A 17,425-nucleotide genomic window follows, 5' to 3' on the forward strand; every position below is an offset into this window, starting at 1 on the left:
CGGATGACACCGATCGTCGCCGGCATCGCCGGCCCCGTGCTGACCGCCGACGAGGCGGATGTGCTGGCGCGGATCGGGCCGGCGGGGATCATCCTGTTCACCCGCAACGTCGTTGATCCGGTGCAACTCCATGCGCTCACCGATTCGCTGCGCGACTGCACCGGCCGTGCCGACCTTGCGATACTGATCGATCAGGAAGGCGGCCCCGTCGCCCGGCTGCGTCCGCCGCACTGGCCCGATTTCCCCGCCGCCGCCCGTTTCGCCGCCGCCTATGATGTCGCACCGGCGACGGCGATCCGGGCGATGCACGCGCAGGGGCAGGCGATCGGACACATCTTGGCGGTCGCCGGCATCACGATGAACTGTGCGCCGCTGCTCGATATCGGCCATGCCGACACCGATCCCGCGCTGCTCCCCAGACTGGCGGGGCACGACCCGTTCCGTGTCGCGGCATTGGGCCGGGCCATGCTGGACGGTATGGCGGGGGCGGGGGTGACGGGCATCGTCAAGCATCTGCCGGGGCTTGGGCGTGCGACGGTCGATCCACATCATGCTCTGCCGGTCGTGAAGGTCGGCGCCGAGGCGCTGGCGATCGACGCGCAACCGTTCCGCGCGCTCGCCCATGCCCGCGCCGGTATGACCGCGCATGTCGTCTATGCCGCCTGGGATGCCGCCCGGCCCGCCACGCTGTCGCCGGTGGTGATCGACCGCGTGATCCGCGGCATGATCGGATTCGAGGGGCTGCTCGTCACCGACGATCTCCACATGGGGGCATTGTCGGGCGATCTGGTCGGCCGGGCGATCGCGGCGATCGCGGCGGGATGCGATCTGGCCCTGTGCTGTCACGCCACGTCCGCCGAATTGCTGGCCTTGGCGACCGCGCTGCCAGCCCTGTCGATCGCGGGGCATGACCGGCTGGCACGGGCGTATCCGGTTGCGCCGGCATCGTCCGGCGACGTCGCTGCGTCCCTTTCGCGTCGCGATGCGTATCTGGCAGCGACGGGCGCGGTTCGGCTGGCAATATCCGGCAAGACCGACTAGATCACGGCCCAGTCTCAGGAGTAAGCGCCATGGGCAGTTTCAGCCCGATTCACCTGCTCGTCCTCGCCGTCGTCGCCATCCTGCTGCTGGGTGGCGGGCGTTTCTCCAGCCTGATGGGCGATGTCGCCAAGGGTGTGAAGAACTTCAAGAAGGGCATGGCCGAGGAGGATTCGTCGCCCAAGCCATCGAAGCAGATCGAGGCGCAGACCCGTGCCGAGCCGGCGTTCGACCGTGACGGCGACCGCGTCGGCGACCGCGTGCGCGACGACCGCTGATTTTCCCCTCCCGCTGAGGCGCGGCCCGCATGTTCGATATCGCGCCGACCGAGCTGTTGCTGGTCGCGTTCGTGGCGCTCGTCGTCATCGGCCCCAAGGATCTGCCGAAGGCGATGCGCGTCGTCGGCTATTGGGTCGGCCGCGCCCGCGGTGTCGCGCGCCAGTTCCGCTCCGGCTTCGACACGATGGTGCGCGAGGCCGAACTGGAGGAGATGGAGAAGCGTTGGGCCGCCGAGAACGAGCGGATCATGCGTGAGCACCCCGCCCCTACGGCCGAGACGACCGACGCCAGCCATACCCGTCCCCCTCATGATTCCATTACCTATGGATCCGAGGACACGACGCAGGCCGCGGTGATGGTCGAGCGCCCGCATGTCGATCCTGCGCCAGCGGTCGAATCGGTACCCGTCGACCCTGAGCCAATCGACCCCAAGCCAGCTGAGCCCGAACCGGTCGGATCGGCCCATGCCCATGGCGATGCCACCCCGCCGCTCGATCGTCCCGGCCGGACGGAAGGAGCGGCATCGTGAGCGAGATCGACGAAAGCCGCGCGCCCCTGCTCGATCACCTGATCGAGCTGCGCCGTCGCCTGCTCTACTGCATCGCCGCGCTCCTGCTGGCGTTCGCGGTCGCCTTTTACTTCTCCGAGACGATCTTCGCCTTTCTGGTCCAGCCCTTGCTCAGGGCCGGGCAGGGAACGGTGATCTATACCGAGATATTCGAGGCGTTCTTCGTCCAGGTGAAGGTCGCGTTCTTCGCGGCGATGATGATCGCGTTCCCGGTGATCGCCAACCAGTTGTGGCAGTTCGTCGCCCCCGGCCTGTACCGCAAGGAGAAGAAGGCGCTGTTGCCCTTCCTGCTCGCGACGCCGCTGCTGTTCCTGCTCGGCGCGGCGATGGCCTATTACGTCGCGATCCCGATGGCGTTGCACTTCCTGCTCGGTTTCGACGGCGTGGTGGGCGGAGTAAAGCGAGAGGCATTGCCGGCGATCGGCAACTACCTGTCGTTCATCATGCAGTTCCTGTTCGGGTTCGGGCTGGCCTTCCTGCTGCCGGTGCTGCTCATGCTGCTCGAACGTGCCGGTATCGTCACCCGCCAGCAGTTGAAGAGCGCGCGACGCTACGCCATCGTCGGCGCCTTCGCGATCGCCGCGGTACTGACCCCGCCAGACGTGGGCTCGCAACTGCTGCTCGCGATCCCGCTGTGCATCCTCTACGAATTCGCGTTGATCGGTATCTGGTTCACCGAACGTCGCCGTGCCCGCGAGGCGGAGGCCAACGAGGAACCGGCCTGATTGCCGGCATATGAGTCACGACGTCTGCTCCACCATCATTGCGAGCATAGCGAAGCGATCAAGGGTCCGGTCACGGGATGCGCTGGATCGCCGTGCGAAACGCCCGATCAGGAATAGGCCAAGCCAGTCTTATCATGCCCTGGTGATCGGTCTGGCCGCCGACGATACTCGTTTCCGTGGGACGCAGCATGATCCACGGGATGACAGAAAAAAGCCCCCGGTTCGCCCGGCACCTTAATCATCATGAACCACAAGCCGATCAAACGAAAACGGCCGGCGCGAGGTATACCCGCACCGGCCGTTCGTTCGTTGGGACGACGTGCTTACTTGATGTCGTTCGCGGTCTTGGAGACGGCTTTCCCCGCAGAGCTCACATCGCGGCCGGCACCTTCGACGGTGTTGCAAGCCGACACCAGCAACGCACTGGCCACGAACGCGAGACCAACCAACTTACGCATGGGATACCTCCTCAAGGCTGAACTGCCGAACAGGCAATGTTCCTGTGGGGGGATCGTTCCCGATTTGCATCGATTGCAGCCCGAAAACGTTAAAGGCCCGAAATCATCACCAGGGGGGGGAGGGTGATGGTTCCGGGCCTATGTCGTGGACCGCGATAGCGGGGGGGGCACAAGGTCGCGATCCGAAATGGAAAACGGGCAAGGGGACGGCTGGTTCCCGGCGTCGTTTCAAAAATCGAAGAAAAAGCGAAGGCCCTCCAAAAAGGTCATCAACACCGGATCAGTCGCGACCCAGCACCGCGATCGCGATCTCATACGCCCCCGCCAATGGGTCGTGATGCAGCTTGGAACGCAGCTGACGCGACAGTCCCTCCATCACCCGGCCATAACGATGCGTGGCGAGATCGCGCAACGTATCGCCATCGACCAATGCGCGGGACACGACACGCAGCACGGCGCGCTCGGCCACGTCGGCGGCCTTCAGCGATACCTTTATCTGGGCGGCGCCGTCGCACCCGCCGGCCAGTTCGACGATCTCGGTGACCAGGAACGCGACCGCGACCGCGACGTCCTGGTTCACCAGAAAGGCATCGACGTCCAGCGTGATGCCCACCGCCTGCGACCGTTCTGATGCGGTGGCCCGGATGTTGGACGCCAGTTCGCCGATCATCGTCCGCATGTTCAGCCCGCGATGTTCCTCCAGCTCGGCGAAATGGTGGCGATGTACCACCGCCAGCGCATCGACGCGCCGCTGGATCGAGGCATAGGCCGCGGTGGCATCGGCGCTGCGTGCGCTGCGGGCATGGAACGCGATCAGGCTGGCGATCACCTGCAGATTGTTCTTCACCCGGTGATGCACCTCGCGCGTCAGCTTGGTCTGACGGCGCAGGCCCTCTTCCAGTCCTGCCTCATGCGTCGCCACCGTCTGGCTGATGGTGCGGAACGTCTCGCCCAGTTCGCGAATCTCTTGCGCGGGCAGGCTGGTCGCGTGCGAATCGATCACCTCGCCCGGCGTATAGGCAGCAACACTCGCGCGCAGCTGGCGTAAGGGGCGAAGCAGCAGCCGGTCGACCACGAACCACGCGATCCCCGCTGCCGCCACCCACATCAGCAGCGGCAGCATCATCGCGATCACCAGCGACGACGTGATCGGCGCGCTGCTGACCGCGGTGGCGAGTACCAGCCCACCGATCCCCAATTCGGTGCGCAGCGACTCCATCCGGCGCAATATCCCGTCTCCGGGTACCGGTTCCAGTTCCAGTTGCTGGTCGTCGAGCAACAGGACGCTGGAGAAGGTGTTGGCGCGGCTGCTGGGCCGGCCCAACCGGCGCAGGAAATCCTCGGGGAAAAAGGCACGGGCGGTAATGTCGGACCGCGCCTCGGCGATCGACAGGACCACGCCCTGATCGGGCACGATCGCCGCCGCAATCGGTGCATCCGAATCCGCAGGCGTCGCACTCGGCAACGGCACGCCGCACAACAGGCGGCCGCGCCGGTCGGTGATCGCGAACCGCGCACCGGCGGAGGCTTGCTGCGCGAACACGCCTTGCGCACGGGCGCAACTGGGGGCGTCGGCGGCGTCGCTGCCCAGCGCCTGCACCGCCACGCGCAACGCGGTCATGTCGCCGACCAGTTCGATGGCGATCGCCCGCGCGCTCTCGGTGGCGGCGATGCGCAGCCGCGCACGGGATTCCGCGTCGGCCAGCCGCGTGGTCTGGAGGGTGGCGAACACCGCGATGATCGCCAGTGGCAATAGCGCTGCGCTCAGGATCAGGAACAGCTTGGCGCCCGTCGTCAATCGCGACAGCGAGAAGGAACGTGTCGTGAGGGTAGCAGGCGTAGAAGGCGGGGGAGCCGGGGTGTCGGACGCCGGGGTATCGGGCATGGTGCCCGCGATCAGGTAAGTTTGCCGAGGAGGTCGAGCAGATCGTCGGGAACCTGCTCGCTCACCGTGTTCTCATAGACCGAGCGCAGTGCCGAACCCATGTCGCGATCACGATTGGCGGCATCCCGGGCCGGGCGCATGTCGCCATCGGCCTTGAGAGCCCCAGTGACCTGCGCCGTATCGTTCTTATCCTGACCCAAGCTGAACGTCTTTCCCCCTGATGCCGCGCCAACGTCGCGGCCCGCAGTGAACCACGAATATAGCGCGGTCCGATTGTGGCGATGAAACCAAAAATCGTCTCGATGGTTCCCGCCATGGCACGAAAAACACGGACTCGCCTTGCGGGAGCCCGATACCGTCGTTTCGCGTTGGATCAATACCGGCCTTAGCGCGTAAGCGGGGCGGATCGTTTTCAGGGAGTTTTCATCGCACATGTCGCTCGGACAGCAACTCGCCCCGCATCTTCCTTTCCTGCGGCGCTACGGCCGGGCACTTACCGGTAGCCAGGTGCATGGGGACAAGTATGTCCGTGCCACGCTGGAGGCGATCGTCGCCGCACCGGACCAGTTCCCCCGTGACGTCGATCCGCGTCTCGGCCTGTACCGGATGTTCCAGGGCATCTGGAATTCCGCCAATTACGACGAGATGGAAGACAGTCTCGGCAGCGAACTCGCGGGGGCGGAGGCGGTCACGCGCGCCCGGTTGTCACGGATGACGCCGCTGTCGCGTCAGGCGCTGCTGCTGACCGCGATGGAGGGCTTCACCCCCGAAGACGCCGGTTACCTGATCGACGTCGACGCCGACGAGGTCGACCGGCTGGTCGCCGAGGCCCTGTCCGAGATCGAGAACCAGACCCGCGCCCGCGTGCTCATCATCGAGGACGAGCCGATCATCGCGATGGATATCGAGACGATCGTTCGCGATCTGGGTCACGACGTCACCGGCGTCGCCGTCACCCGCGACGAGGCGGTCGGGCTGGCGATGGAGGATCGGCCCGGTCTGGTGCTCGCCGATATCCAGCTGGCCGACGACAGTTCGGGGATCGATGCGGTGAAGGATATCCTCGCCCGGTTCGAGGTGCCGGTGATCTTCATCACCGCCTTCCCGGAACGCCTGCTGACCGGCGAGCGGCCCGAGCCGACCTTCCTCATCACCAAGCCGTTCCAGCGGTCGACGGTGAAGGCGGCGATCAGCCAGGCGCTGTTCTTCGACCAGAGCACCGTGCCGGGCGAATGATCGGACGCGGCAGGATGTTGCGGACCCAAAACGAACCCCGGAGGTTTACCCGTCATGGACAGTCCCGAAAAACCCACCCGCCTGTCGGGTGAAGAGGCCCGTGCCGGGGCGACCCCGCACATGACGCGCTACATCCTGCCGATCTCGCTGACGCTCATCATCGTGATCTTCGCCATCATGGTCTTTCGCTGAACGGCGGTCCATGGAACGGCCCGTTACCAACGGGTTGGAATAGGGCGCGTCCGCGCCTATCTTGGGGCGGCGCGACACACGCGTCGCCCCTCACGATCGGATAAGAATGACCCAGCCCGTGCTGCGTGACGACGACGTCGAGGAGCAGGCCGATGCTCCCGTTGAACATGTCTCGTTGTCTGATCCAGAGTTCAAGACACAGCTGGCACAGGTGATTCCGCACCTGCGCGCCTTTGGTCGTTCACTGTCCGGCAGCCGCGATCTGGCGGATGATCTGGTGCAGGAAACGCTGCTGAAGGCATGGGCTGCCCGCAAGCGTTTCCAGGCCGGCACCAACATGCGTGCATGGACCTTCATCATCCTGCGCAACCTCTATCTGTCGCAGATGCGTCGTGCCCGGTTCAAGGGCGAGTGGGACGATCTGGTGGCCGACCGTATCCTCGCGGCTCCCGCCAGTCAGGACCGTCACGTCGAACTGGGCGATATGCAGCGTGCCCTGATGCACCTGCCGCAACCGCAGCGCGAGGCGTTGATCCTCGTCGGCGCGGGCGGGTTTGCCTATGAGGAAGCAGCGGAAATCTGTCAGGTCGCCGTCGGTACGATCAAGAGCCGGGTCGCCCGGGGTCGTGTCGCGCTGGAGGCGCTGCTGACCGACGGTGCCGCGCTGCCCTCACGTCGCGATCACGAAGTCGACACCAGCAAGACCGCGCTCGATTCGATCATGGGCGACGTGGATATGCTCAGCCGCGGCCGTTGATGCCGCGGTCGGTGTCGCGTTCGTCCCGATCAGTGATGGCGGCGCGATACTTGGTCGATATCACGCAACAACGACTCCCATTGGGGCGGGATACCGGCACCTTCGCCGTAAACGCTCCGCAGTGAGTGACCGATTGCGTCGGTCGCACGGGGCATGCGAACGACCTGCTCGCCATTGTCGCGCTGGATCACAAGGCTGGTGGCGAAGGTCATAATCGGTAAAACGTTCGGATCGGCCATTCGTTTCGTTTGGCTGGCATGGATGTGACGGGATGATGACGGTGCCCTCTGCGACCAGCGATCTGGTCGATGCGCTCGACCGTGCGATCCGCTGGTCGCCGTTCCTCGCAATGGTGGCCGCGCGTGAGCCAGGTATCGTCGCCGCGGTGGAGGCGGGACGGCTCGACCTGTCGCCCGTGATTGATCCCGACCTGCCCGTCGCTACCCGCCTGCGCCGGCAGCGCCGTGCCCTCGCGCTCACCGTTGCGCTGGGCGACCTGTCGGGGCGGCTCGACCTTACCGCCGTCACCGCCGCGCTGACCGGCTTTGCCGATCAGGCGCTCGACACCGCGATCCGCACCGCCATCGCCGAACGGTATCCGGGCGAGGAACCGCGCGGTTTCACCGCCATCGCGCTGGGCAAGCAGGGCTCGTTCGAACTCAACTACTCCTCCGACATCGATCCCATCCTGCTGTTCGATCCCGCCACCCTGCCGCGGCGCGCCAGAGAGGAGCCAGAGGAGGCGGCGGTCCGCATCGCCCGCCGCGTCGTCGAGTTGCTGCAGGCGCGCGACGGCGACGGTTATGTCCTGCGCGTCGATCTGCGGCTGCGTCCCTCGGCGGAGGTCACGCCGATCGCGCTGCCGGTGGATGGCGCCATCGCCTATTATGAAAGCCAGGCACTGGCATGGGAGCGCGCCGCCTTCATCCGCGCCCGCGCCGCTGCTGGCGACATCGCGCTGGGGCAGCGGTTCCTTGCCGCAATCCGGCCGTTCGTGTGGCGGCGCACGCTCGATTTCGGGGCGGTCGGGGAGATCAGGGCGCTGTCGGTGCGTATCCGCGATCATCATGCGCAGGGGCAGGCGTTCGGCCCGGGCTACGACCTGAAGCGGGGGCGGGGCGGCATCCGCGAGGTCGAGTTCTTCGCGCAGATCCACCAGTTGATCCACGGCGGTCGTGATGCGGTGGTGCGGGCGCCCGCCACCCGCGATGCCCTGGTCGAACTGGCGATCGGCAGCTGGATCGACGTCGGCGACGCCGCCGCGCTGGGTGACGCCTATACGCTGCTGCGCACGATCGAGCACCGGGTGCAGATGATCGACGATCGTCAGACGCACGCCTTGCCCGCCATCGCCGATGCGCTCGACCGGGTGGCGCGGTTGCACGGGCTGGGCGAGGGGGCGGACCTGCTCGCACTGTTGCGGCCGCACGTCGCGCGGGTCGGCGAAGTCTATGATGCGCTGGACGATCGCCGTCGCCCGGCGTTGTCGCGCGATCCGGAAACGCTGGCGGCAACGCTGGCGGCGGGCGGGTTCGACCCCGACTTCGCGGTCCGCCGCATCGCCGCGTGGCGCACCGGCACCTATCCCGCATTGCGCAGTCCCGCCGCGCGCGACGCGCTGGAGGCTGTGCTGCCGACGCTGGTCGAGGCGCTGGGCACCGCCCCCGACCGCGATCAGGCGCTGCGTCGGCTCGACGCGATGCTCGAATCGATGCCCAGCGCGATCAACATCTTTCGCCTGCTGGAGGCGCGACCGGGGTTGGCCGACCTGCTCGTCCGCCTGCTCGCCCATGCGCCGGTGCTGGCGGACGAGCTGGCCCGGCGGCCGGCGTTGCTCGACGGGCTGATCGATGCGACCGCGCTCGACGGCGTCGGCGATCTGCCCATGCTGGTCGCGGCGATGCGCGGCGGCGATGCCGGGGATTACGGCGCGCGCCTCGATCACGTCCGCCGGCTGGTGGGCGAGGCGCGGTTCGCGCTGGGGGCGCAGATCGTCGCCGGCACCGCCGATCCGCTGGCCGTCGCCGCCGGCTATGCCCGTGTCGCCGAAGCCGCGGTCACCGTGCTGACCGATGCCACCGTCGCCGAATTCGCCGCCGCGCATGGCCGGGTGCCGGACAGCGAACTGGTGATCCTGGCACTCGGCCGGTTCGGCGGCGGTGCGCTGACCCACGCCTCCGACCTCGATCTCGTCTATCTGTTCACCGGCGATTTCCGCGCCGAATCGGATGGCCCTCGGCCATTGGGGGCCACGCTTTATTACAACCGTCTCGTCAGCCGGATCACCGCCGCGCTGTCGGTGGCGACGGCGGCGGGGCCGCTCTATCCGGTCGACACGCGATTGCGTCCGTCGGGCGCCCAGGGGCCGCTGGCGGTGTCGCTCGACAGCTTCGCCCGCTATCAGCGCGAGGAGGCATGGACGTGGGAGCATATGGCCCTGACCCGCGCCCGCACCGTTCATGGCTCGCCGGCGGCGCGCGCCGCCACCGATGCGGTCGTCGCCGCGGTGCTGGCGGGCGACCGGTCGACGCGCGATATCGTCGCCGATGCGCGGACGATGCGGGCCGACATGGCCCGGCACAAGCCGCCGCGCGGCGGGATCGATGCCAAGCTGTTGCCCGGCGGCCTCGTCGATCTCGAATTCCTCGTCCATGTCCTGCAACTCACCCGCCGTACCGGCTTCGCGCCCGATCTGGGTGCCGCGATCGATGCGCTGGCGGCGGCGGGGCTGGTCTCGCCGTCGCTGCGCGGCGCACATGACGCGCTGACCCGGTTGCTGGTCACGATGCGCCTCGTCGCGCCCGATGCGGAGCCACCCCCGGCGGCGGCGACGCGCGCGCTGGTCGCCGCCGCGCTGGGCGTACCGGACTGGCCGGCGGTGGTTGCCAGCCTGGCGACGGCGCGGCAGGAAGTGGCAACGGCGTGGGACGCGCTGATGCAGGAGCAGGCGGCATGAACGAAGGCGATGTCATCCCCCCGGTCGGTGTCACCGGTGCGGACGGCGGGACGATCGATCTTGCCACGTTGCCACGCCCGCTGGTCGTCTATTTCTATCCCAAGGACGATACCGCCGGCTGCACGCGCGAGGCGCAGGATTTCACCGCACTGGCGCCCGATTTCGCGGCGGCGGGCGCGTATGTGCTCGGCGTGTCCAAGGATACGCCGGCCGCCCATGCGAAGTTCACGGCGAAGCACTCGCTGGGCATCGCCCTCGCCAGCGATCTCGATGGCACCGCGTGCGCGGCGTTCGGCGTCTGGGTCGAGAAGAACATGTACGGCCGCACATATATGGGCATCGAACGGGCGACCTTCCTGTTCGGGGCGGACGGCACACTGATGCGGGCATGGCGCAAGGTGAAGGTGCCCGGCCACGCCCCCGCTGTACTGGCCGCCATACTGGCTGCCGTGCCAGATGCGGGGCGGCCGCGCTGATCCGCCGCCCGTGGTCGACTGACGATCGATTGCACCATCGGTTCCCTGTTTTCGGACGTGGTTAATCTGCGGTTCAACGACTCGCCGCGCCCCGGTGCCGGTCTGACGCGGGAAGAGGGTGGCGCTATTGCCCCGATAAGACATGTTCGACCACACACCATCGTGTTGACGCGCGGTGGGGCTGCGAATCAGCTTTTGGATTGATCGGTTCGGTCCCGGCTACGGGATCGGCGCTCTGATGCGGGGTTCGATGAACAAGCATTTCGTTGCAGCCGTGGTGGCTCTGGTATCGATCACCGGCATGGCGCACGCGGCGGATCGGCCCGGCACGCCGGTTCCCGCTTCCGCTACCGGCGGCGAATATATCCCGGTTCCCAGCGCGGAGGCGACGGCCGACCTCAACGCCGATCGCCAGTTCAAATCGCTGTTCCAGACCTGGAAAAGCTTCGATGCCTCCGCCGGTCTCGGCCGCGGCGCGATCGCCATCCCCTCGGTCCAGCCAGTCGCCAAGCTTCAGTTCACCAGCAATTTCGGCATTCGTTCCGATCCGTTCCGCGGCACCGCCGCGATGCATGCCGGGGTTGATATTCCCGGCCCGATCGGCACCCCCATCTATGCCACCGCCGACGGCATCGTCGCGCATGCCGATCGTCAGGGCGGTTACGGTAACCTCGTCGAGATCAACCACGGCAAGGGTATCGCCACCCGCTACGGTCATCTGTCGAAGATCCTCGTCAGCGACGGTACCCGCGTTCATCGCGGCCAGTTGATCGCGCTGATGGGTTCCACCGGCCGGTCGACCGGTTCGCACCTCCATTACGAGGTCCGGATGGACGGACACGCCGTCAACCCGATCCCCTTCCTGACCAACGCCGATTATCTGCTCGCCGCGCAGGACCGCGCCGTGAAGCTGATCCCGGTCAGCAGCGACGGCCCCGCCGCGCTCGACTGATCTTTTTCGGGCCGATTTCTTCCCGTCGTTCCGCCAATCCGGCACCATCGATTGCCGCCACCCGCCGCCGTCCCTAAGGGGATGGCATGGGTGTGACCACCATGGCGGGCCGGCGTGACCCAGACTGACGTTCTCCCCCGGCGATCCCGCCGCCGCCTGGCCCTCGCCGCGGCGCTGCTGCTATCCGCCGGGATCGGCTCGGTCTGGCTGCTTCGCCAGCCCATCGTCACCCATTTCGTCGACCGGGAACTGGATCGCCGCGGTGTCGCCGCGCGCTACCGGGTCGAGGATCTGGGGCTCGGCCGTCAGCGACTGACCGATGTCGTCATCGGCGACCCCCGCCATCCCGATCTGACCGCCGACTGGATCGAGACGCAGACCGGTATCGGGCTTGGCGGCCCCTATCTGGTCGGTGTGAAGGCGGGCCATGTCCGCCTGAACGCGCGGCTGGCGGGGGGGCGTGTGTCGCTGGGTGCGATCGACCGGCTGTTGCCGCCGCCCTCGGGGAAGCCGTTCGCCTTGCCGGCGCTGACCGTTGCCGTAAAGGAGGCCCGCGTTCGCCTTGCCACGCCGTTTGGCCCCGCGCTGCTGCGGATCGCCGGGCAGGGGCGGCTGAACGATGGTTTTGCCGGCACGATCCGCGCTCATGCCCCGCAACTGGCGGCGGGTGGTTGCCGGATCGGCGCGGCGCGGGCGATGCTGCGGATCGCCATCACCGCGGCGCGCCCGCAGGTCGACGGCCCGGTCGCGGCGGATCGGCTGGAGTGCGACGACGGACTTCGGGTCGCCGCGCCGCGCGCCGATCTGGAAGCCCGGCTGTCGGCGGCGCTCGATCGCTGGCAGGGCAAGGCGAGCGTCACCACCACAGCGGCGTCACGCGGCACGATCCGCCTTGCCGCGATGGCGGCCACGCTCGATATCGCCGGCTCGGCGAAGCGGAGCGAGGGGCATGTCACCGCTACCGTCCGCCGTCTCCGCTTGCCGCAGGGCCTCGCCGATGCCGCCCGGATCGACGGCAACTATGCGATCGACCGTCGCATCGCCTTCACCGGCCGGGTGCATCTGGACCGTGCCGCTTTGGCCCCCGCGCTGTCGGGTCAGGTGGCCCCCCTGCGCACCGCCGCCGCCGGTACGCCGCTTGCCGCGATCACCGCACGCATCGGGCAGGCGCTGGTCGCCGCCGGCCGGATGCTCGACGCGGATGCCCATCTGGATATCGGCGAGGATATCGCCGTGTCCCGTATCGCGGTCGACGCGGCAAGCGGTGCCCGCCTGACGCTGGACGGCCGCCTCGTGATCGCGGACGGTGCGATGCGGCTGCCGCCCCGGCTGAAGCTGGTGGCGGGCGGGGGCGGGTTGCCGCGCTTCGCGCTTTCCCTGTCGCGTGCGACCGCGACCGCGCCGATCCGGGGGCGTGCCACGATCGATCCCTATGCCGCCGGCACCGCCCGCCTCGCGCTGACGCCGGTGGCGTTCGTGGTCAGCCCCGACGGCGCCTGGCGCGCGACGACGCAGGCCACGCTGTCGGGTCCGCTCGGCGATGGTCGGGTGGAGGGGCTGGTCCTGCCGCTGACGCTTGCCGGCGCCGGCGACCGCCTCACGGTCAACCCGTCCTGCACCCCCGTCGCTGTCGATCGCCTCGCCATCGCCGGCCTGACGCTCGATCCCGCCCGCCTCGCGCTCTGCCCGACCGGCGGCGCGTTGGTGACGGTAGCGGGTGGTCGGATCACCGGCGGTGCCCGGCTGGGGGCGACGCGGCTGGCGGGCCGGCTCGGCACCACGCCGCTCACGCTCGCCGCCACGGGCGCGACGCTCCGCCTGGGCGATCGCGGCTTCGCGGTCGAGGGGGTGGAGGCATTGCTGGGGGCGCCCGATCGCCAATCCCGCCTCACCGTCGCCGGCCTGACCGGCACGATCGCCGGGGGGGCGGTCACGGGTCGTTTCACCGATACCGGGGGGCGGATCGGCAACGTGCCGCTGGTCCTGTCCGCCGCCGCCGGCGACTGGTCGCTCGATCGCGGTATCCTCTCGCTCACCGGCGCGCTGACCGTCAGCGACGCCGCGTCGTCCGCCCGTTTCCGCCCGGTCGCCGCGCGCGAGGTCGCGTTCCGCCTCGCCGGGGGAGATATCGCCGCGACCGGCGTCCTGCACGAACCGACCACCGGCACCCGCGTCGCCACCGTCGCGATCGCGCACCGGCTGGCGGATGGCAGCGGCCATGCCGACCTGGCGGTGCCGTCGCTGCCGTTCGGGGAGGGGTTCCAGCCCGAACTGCTCACCCCGCTGACGTTCGGTGTCGTCGCCGATGTGCGCGGCACCGTCGATGGTCGCGCCCGCATCGCGTGGACCGGGCAGGGGGTCACCAGCACCGGCGACTTCGGCACCGCCGCGATCGATCTTGCCGCCGCCTTCGGTCCCGTCACCGGGCTGGCCACCCGCGTCCGGTTCGACGATCTGCTCGCGCTGCATACCCCGCCGGGGCAGGTCGCCACCGTCCGCACCGTCAACCCCGGCATCGCGGTACAGGACGGCACGATCCGCTATCAGATCCTGAACACCACACAGGTGCAGGTGGAGGGCGCGCGCTGGCCGTTCGCGGGCGGTGCGCTCACGCTGGACCCCTCGCGCCTCGATTTCGGGGAGCGGGGCGAACGGCGGCTCACCTTCCGCGTCGCCGCCGCCCGCGCCGACCAATTTCTCCAGCAGTTCGACTTCGCGAACATGAATGCCACCGGGGTGTTCGACGGCGTGCTGCCCATGATCTTCGACGATGCCGGCGGCCGCATCGAGAACGGCCGGCTGACGATGCGTGAGGGCGGCGGCACCATCGCCTATGTCGGGGCGCTGGGGCAGGAACAGCTGGGCCTATGGGGCGATCTCGCCTTCCAGGCGCTCCGGTCGCTGCGGTATCGCAGTCTCGATGTCACGCTCAACGGCTCGCTTGGCGGCGAGATGGTCACCGATGTCCGCTTCGCCGGGATCAGTCAGGGCGTCGGGGCGAAATCGAACTTCCTCGTCCGGCGCCTGCAACGCCTGCCGTTGGTGTTCAACGTGCGGATCAAGGCACCGTTTCGCGGGCTGCTCGATTCGGCGCAGTCCTTCTACGATCCCCGCCGCCTGATCCAGCGCAACCTGCCCGCGCTGCTCGAACAGCAGAACCGCGCCGGGCGCCCGGCCGGTGCCGCGCCCGCCCCGCCCCCCATTCAGCCTAGCGCAAGCGAGAATAAGCGATGAACCGTTCCTGGTTGACGATGATGCGACGAATCACGACCTTGGCCCTGTCGGGGGCGATCGCGGCGACCACCGGTTGCGTCAACGTGACCGCACCGGACAAGCCGATCGTCATCAACCTCAACATCAACGTCACGCAGGAAGTGGTGTACCGCCTCGATAGTGAGGCCAAGTCGCTGATCCAGCAGAATCCGGGGATTTTCTGATGAAGGCCAGGACATTCGTCGCCGCCGCCGCGCTCATGGCCGGCCTCGCCGTCGCGGGCGCCGCCTGGGCGCAGCGCGACCCCGCCTACGCCGCCGCCCGTGCTGCGGGGCAGGTGGGCGAGCAGCCGGACGGCTATCTCGGCGTGGTAGGCGGTGGCTCCGCGGACCTGCGCGCACTGGTGTCCAGCATCAACATCCAGCGCAAGGCCGCCTATACCCAAAAGGCGCAGGCCAGCGGCGCCACGGTCGAACAACTCGCCTTCACCAGCGGCTGCAACCTGATCGCGCAGACCAATCCGGGGGAGAAATACCGCACCCCCGACGGCGGTTGGGCCACCCGCACCGCCGCCGCCCCCACCCGCGATCCCCGCTGCGTGTGATTCGCGGGAGCGGCAGGATTGCCGATCGACGCCGCGCCATGCGTCTACATCATGGCGAGCGACCGTAACGGCACGCTTTATGTCGGCTCGACCATCGATCTGGCGAGGCGGGCATGGGAACATCGCACCGGCGTCGTGCCGGGCTTCACCCGACGATACCATTGCCATCTGCTGGTCTGGTTCGAGGCTTGCCCGGATTGGGAAGCGGCCCGGCGGCGTGAAAAGCAGATGAAGGAATGGCGTCGGGCATGGAAGATACAGGAAATCGAGGGATTGAACCCCGAATGGGGCGACCTGTACGATCAGATCGCCAACGCCTGATCGTCATCGCGCATTTTTTCCTTTCTTCCCCGGCGGACGCCGGGGCCCAGTTGGCAAGTCGATGGTGACGGTCACTGGCCTTCAACCGACTGGACCCCGGCGTCCGCCGGGGAGGGTGCAACCCGTATGTCTCTATCGTTCTGTATGTCTCTACCGTTCGACCGGGATTGGCTGAACGACAGGCCGTGCCCCAGCGCGGTTGACTTGGGCGGCCCCCCTTTCTAAACGGACGGCGCCTTGGCGGGGTCGCTCGCCGTTCACGCGTCACTATCCCGGCACGGCCAATCAGTTGGTCAGGGGATGGCGCGTGGCGGATGACGGTTCCGGACAGGACTTCGGCGATGCGGAGGACCCGCGGCTGACCGCGCTCGATGAGCGGCTGCGTCAGGCGCGAGAGACCGAGGCGACGCGATCGGGGGCGAAGATCGATACGGACCGGGGTTACTCCCAGGGCAATCGTGTCATTTCCGCCCTGATCGGAAGTCTCGTCGGCAGCGCGCTGATCGGCTGGCTGATAGACCGCTGGTTCGGCGCGACGCCCTGGGGGCTGATCGTGATGTTGTTCCTCGGAATAGCGGTCGCGTTCAGGCAGATCATTAGGATTTCAGGCGAGCGCCCGGAGTAACGCCGGGCGTTTGTCATACGTGGAGCGCAAGCGTGGCGGCGGCAGAAGGCAGCAAGATCGACCCGATGCACCAGTTCCTGATCGAGCCGGTGATGGGCTCGCATTGGGTGGTGGGCGGCTACGACCTGTCGTTCACCAATTCCGCATTGTGGATGGTGGTGACGCTGGCGTCGCTGTGGCTGTTCATGCTGGGCGGCATGAAGCGGCAGCTGGTCCCAGGCCGCTGGCAGGCCGCCGTCGAGGGGTTCACCGGCTTCGTGTCGGGGATGCTGACCTCGAACGTCGGCCCGGAGGGCAAGCGCTTCGTCCCCTATGTCTTCTCGCTGTTCATGTTCATCCTGTTCGCCAACATCCTGGGGCTGCTGCCCTTCGGCGTGATCCCCGGCGTGCATCCCTTCACCGTGACCAGCCATCTGACCGTCACCGGCGTGCTGGCGATCATCTCGTTCGCGATCGTGCTGATCGTCGGGTTCGGGCGTCACGGCTTCCACTTCTTCTCGCTGTTCGTGCCACACGGCACGCCGGTGGTGATGATCCCGCTGATCTTCGTGGTCGAGCTGATGAGCTTCCTCGTGCGCCCCTTCTCGCTGGGTCTGCGATTGTTCGTCGCGATGACCGCGGGGCACATCCTGCTCAAGGTGCTGGCCGCGTTCGTCATCAACGGCATCAACATGGGGCCGGGCTATGCCGCGATCGTGACGCTGCCCAGCTTCGTGCTGATGATCGGCATCACCCTGCTGGAACTGCTGGTCGCGGCGATCCAGGCATATGTCTTCGCGTTGCTGACGAGCGTGTATCTGAACGACGCGGTGAACCTCCACTGATCCGCGCATGCGGGCCTGTAGGATGTGACTTTCAAGACTTTCCGATGTGACTTTCCAACCTGATAATTGACTGGAGTGACTACCATGGACGCAGAAGCCGCAAAGATGATCGGCGCCGGTCTGGCCGCGATCGGCATGGGCCTCGCCTCGCTCGGCGTGGGCAACGTGTTCGCCAAGTTCCTCGAAGGCGCGCTGCGCAATCCGGGCGCCGCGGACAGCCAGCAGGGCCGTCTGTTCATCGGTTTCGCGGGCGCGGAGCTGCTCGGCCTGCTCGCCTTCGTGACGATGATCATCCTGCTGTTCGTCGCCTGAACCG

General features: G+C 67.7%; 21 protein-coding genes. 17 read left to right on the forward strand and 4 right to left on the reverse strand.

The annotated features are described in order from the left end of the window. Nucleotides 1-3: 3 nt before the first annotated feature. The 4 genes from ABD719_RS04380 to tatC are packed head-to-tail and all read left to right on the forward strand — an operon-like array spanning nucleotide 4 to nucleotide 2,610. Nucleotides 4-1,041, forward strand: coding sequence for a glycoside hydrolase family 3 N-terminal domain-containing protein (locus ABD719_RS04380; protein WP_344692170.1), 1,038 nt, complete (start codon nucleotides 4-6; stop codon nucleotides 1,039-1,041). Between the two features lie 29 nt (nucleotides 1,042-1,070). Further along, nucleotides 1,071-1,316 (forward strand): twin-arginine translocase TatA/TatE family subunit, encoded by a 246-nt coding sequence (locus ABD719_RS04385; RefSeq protein ID WP_192125378.1) that lies wholly within the window; start codon nucleotides 1,071-1,073, stop codon nucleotides 1,314-1,316. A 29-nt stretch (nucleotides 1,317-1,345) separates the two neighbouring features. Beyond that, entirely contained in the window at nucleotides 1,346-1,846 is a 501-nt protein-coding gene (gene tatB, locus ABD719_RS04390; RefSeq protein ID WP_344692171.1) for a Sec-independent protein translocase protein TatB, read from the forward strand. After that, entirely contained in the window at nucleotides 1,843-2,610 is a 768-nt protein-coding gene (gene tatC, locus ABD719_RS04395; protein WP_344692172.1) for a twin-arginine translocase subunit TatC, read from the forward strand. The genes tatB and tatC overlap by 4 nt, the downstream gene beginning before the upstream one ends. Before the next feature lie 323 nt (nucleotides 2,611-2,933). Here the strand turns inward: tatC and ABD719_RS04400 are convergent, their stop codons facing one another. The 3 genes from ABD719_RS04400 to ABD719_RS04410 all read right to left on the reverse strand — a co-directional run bounded on the left by ABD719_RS04400 (nucleotide 2,934) and on the right by ABD719_RS04410 (nucleotide 5,153). Continuing rightward, nucleotides 2,934-3,068 carry an entericidin A/B family lipoprotein gene (locus tag ABD719_RS04400; protein ID WP_344692173.1) on the reverse strand — a complete coding sequence of 45 codons (135 nt, stop codon included), beginning with the start codon at nucleotides 3,066-3,068 and terminating at the stop codon, nucleotides 2,934-2,936. 280 nt (nucleotides 3,069-3,348) lie between these two features. Further along, a complete protein-coding gene (locus ABD719_RS04405; protein WP_344692174.1) occupies nucleotides 3,349-4,953 on the reverse strand; it encodes a sensor histidine kinase in 1,605 nt (534 codons plus the stop codon). 11 nt (nucleotides 4,954-4,964) lie between these two features. Next, entirely contained in the window at nucleotides 4,965-5,153 is a 189-nt protein-coding gene (locus ABD719_RS04410; protein WP_344692175.1) for a NepR family anti-sigma factor, read from the reverse strand. 232 nt (nucleotides 5,154-5,385) lie between these two features. On the opposite strand from ABD719_RS04410, the gene ABD719_RS04415 reads away from it, so the two are divergent. The 3 genes from ABD719_RS04415 (at nucleotide 5,386) to ABD719_RS04425 (ending at nucleotide 7,138) form a co-directional block, all read left to right on the forward strand. Further along, nucleotides 5,386-6,189: a response regulator gene (locus ABD719_RS04415; protein WP_344692176.1), complete on the forward strand. Its 804-nt coding sequence runs from the start codon at nucleotides 5,386-5,388 to the stop codon at nucleotides 6,187-6,189. Nucleotides 6,190-6,243: 54 nt separating this feature from the next. After that, a complete protein-coding gene (locus ABD719_RS04420) occupies nucleotides 6,244-6,381 on the forward strand; it encodes a hypothetical protein (RefSeq protein ID WP_192125384.1) in 138 nt (45 codons plus the stop codon). 106 nt (nucleotides 6,382-6,487) lie between these two features. Further along, complete coding sequence (locus tag ABD719_RS04425; protein ID WP_344692177.1) at nucleotides 6,488-7,138, forward strand: sigma-70 family RNA polymerase sigma factor; 651 nt, start codon at nucleotides 6,488-6,490, stop codon at nucleotides 7,136-7,138. A 29-nt stretch (nucleotides 7,139-7,167) separates the two neighbouring features. Here ABD719_RS04425 and ABD719_RS04430 read toward each other — a convergent pair whose 3' ends face one another. Beyond that, nucleotides 7,168-7,377, reverse strand: a complete 210-nt coding sequence (locus tag ABD719_RS04430; RefSeq protein WP_344692178.1) for a hypothetical protein — start codon at nucleotides 7,375-7,377, stop codon at nucleotides 7,168-7,170. 35 nt (nucleotides 7,378-7,412) lie between these two features. Here ABD719_RS04430 and ABD719_RS04435 point away from each other — a divergent pair, with 35 nt between their 5' ends. The 10 genes from ABD719_RS04435 (at nucleotide 7,413) to ABD719_RS04480 (ending at nucleotide 17,421) form a co-directional block, all read left to right on the forward strand. Continuing rightward, complete coding sequence (locus ABD719_RS04435; protein ID WP_344692573.1) at nucleotides 7,413-10,094, forward strand: [protein-PII] uridylyltransferase family protein; 2,682 nt, start codon at nucleotides 7,413-7,415, stop codon at nucleotides 10,092-10,094. Further along, nucleotides 10,091-10,570 (forward strand): peroxiredoxin, encoded by a 480-nt coding sequence (locus ABD719_RS04440; RefSeq protein ID WP_344692179.1) that lies wholly within the window; start codon nucleotides 10,091-10,093, stop codon nucleotides 10,568-10,570. The genes ABD719_RS04435 and ABD719_RS04440 overlap by 4 nt, the downstream gene beginning before the upstream one ends. A gap of 238 nt (nucleotides 10,571-10,808) precedes the next feature. Continuing rightward, the gene (locus tag ABD719_RS04445; RefSeq protein WP_344692180.1) at nucleotides 10,809-11,522 is read left to right on the forward strand and encodes a M23 family metallopeptidase; all 714 of its coding nucleotides are present in this window, start codon (nucleotides 10,809-10,811) and stop codon (nucleotides 11,520-11,522) included. Between the two features lie 114 nt (nucleotides 11,523-11,636). Further along, a complete protein-coding gene (locus tag ABD719_RS04450) occupies nucleotides 11,637-14,756 on the forward strand; it encodes an intermembrane phospholipid transport YdbH family protein (protein ID WP_344692181.1) in 3,120 nt (1,039 codons plus the stop codon). Next, nucleotides 14,753-14,959 (forward strand): YnbE family lipoprotein, encoded by a 207-nt coding sequence (locus ABD719_RS04455; protein WP_344692182.1) that lies wholly within the window; start codon nucleotides 14,753-14,755, stop codon nucleotides 14,957-14,959. The genes ABD719_RS04450 and ABD719_RS04455 overlap by 4 nt, the downstream gene beginning before the upstream one ends. After that, entirely contained in the window at nucleotides 14,959-15,339 is a 381-nt protein-coding gene (locus ABD719_RS04460; RefSeq protein WP_344692183.1) for a YdbL family probable chaperone protein, read from the forward strand. Before ABD719_RS04455 ends, ABD719_RS04460 begins: the two co-directional genes overlap by 1 nt. A gap of 18 nt (nucleotides 15,340-15,357) precedes the next feature. Further along, nucleotides 15,358-15,660 (forward strand): GIY-YIG nuclease family protein, encoded by a 303-nt coding sequence (locus tag ABD719_RS04465; RefSeq protein WP_344692184.1) that lies wholly within the window; start codon nucleotides 15,358-15,360, stop codon nucleotides 15,658-15,660. A gap of 307 nt (nucleotides 15,661-15,967) precedes the next feature. Continuing rightward, nucleotides 15,968-16,285 (forward strand): AtpZ/AtpI family protein, encoded by a 318-nt coding sequence (locus tag ABD719_RS04470; protein ID WP_342355060.1) that lies wholly within the window; start codon nucleotides 15,968-15,970, stop codon nucleotides 16,283-16,285. 32 nt (nucleotides 16,286-16,317) lie between these two features. After that, the gene (locus tag ABD719_RS04475) at nucleotides 16,318-17,109 is read left to right on the forward strand and encodes a F0F1 ATP synthase subunit A (RefSeq protein WP_342355061.1); all 792 of its coding nucleotides are present in this window, start codon (nucleotides 16,318-16,320) and stop codon (nucleotides 17,107-17,109) included. A gap of 84 nt (nucleotides 17,110-17,193) precedes the next feature. Beyond that, entirely contained in the window at nucleotides 17,194-17,421 is a 228-nt protein-coding gene (locus tag ABD719_RS04480; protein ID WP_038662560.1) for a F0F1 ATP synthase subunit C, read from the forward strand. The last annotated feature ends 4 nt before the right edge of the window (nucleotides 17,422-17,425 follow it).

Origin of the sequence: Sphingomonas cynarae, assembly GCF_039537815.1 — a bacterium.
Taxonomy (GTDB): Bacteria; Pseudomonadota; Alphaproteobacteria; order Sphingomonadales; family Sphingomonadaceae; genus Sphingomonas; species Sphingomonas cynarae.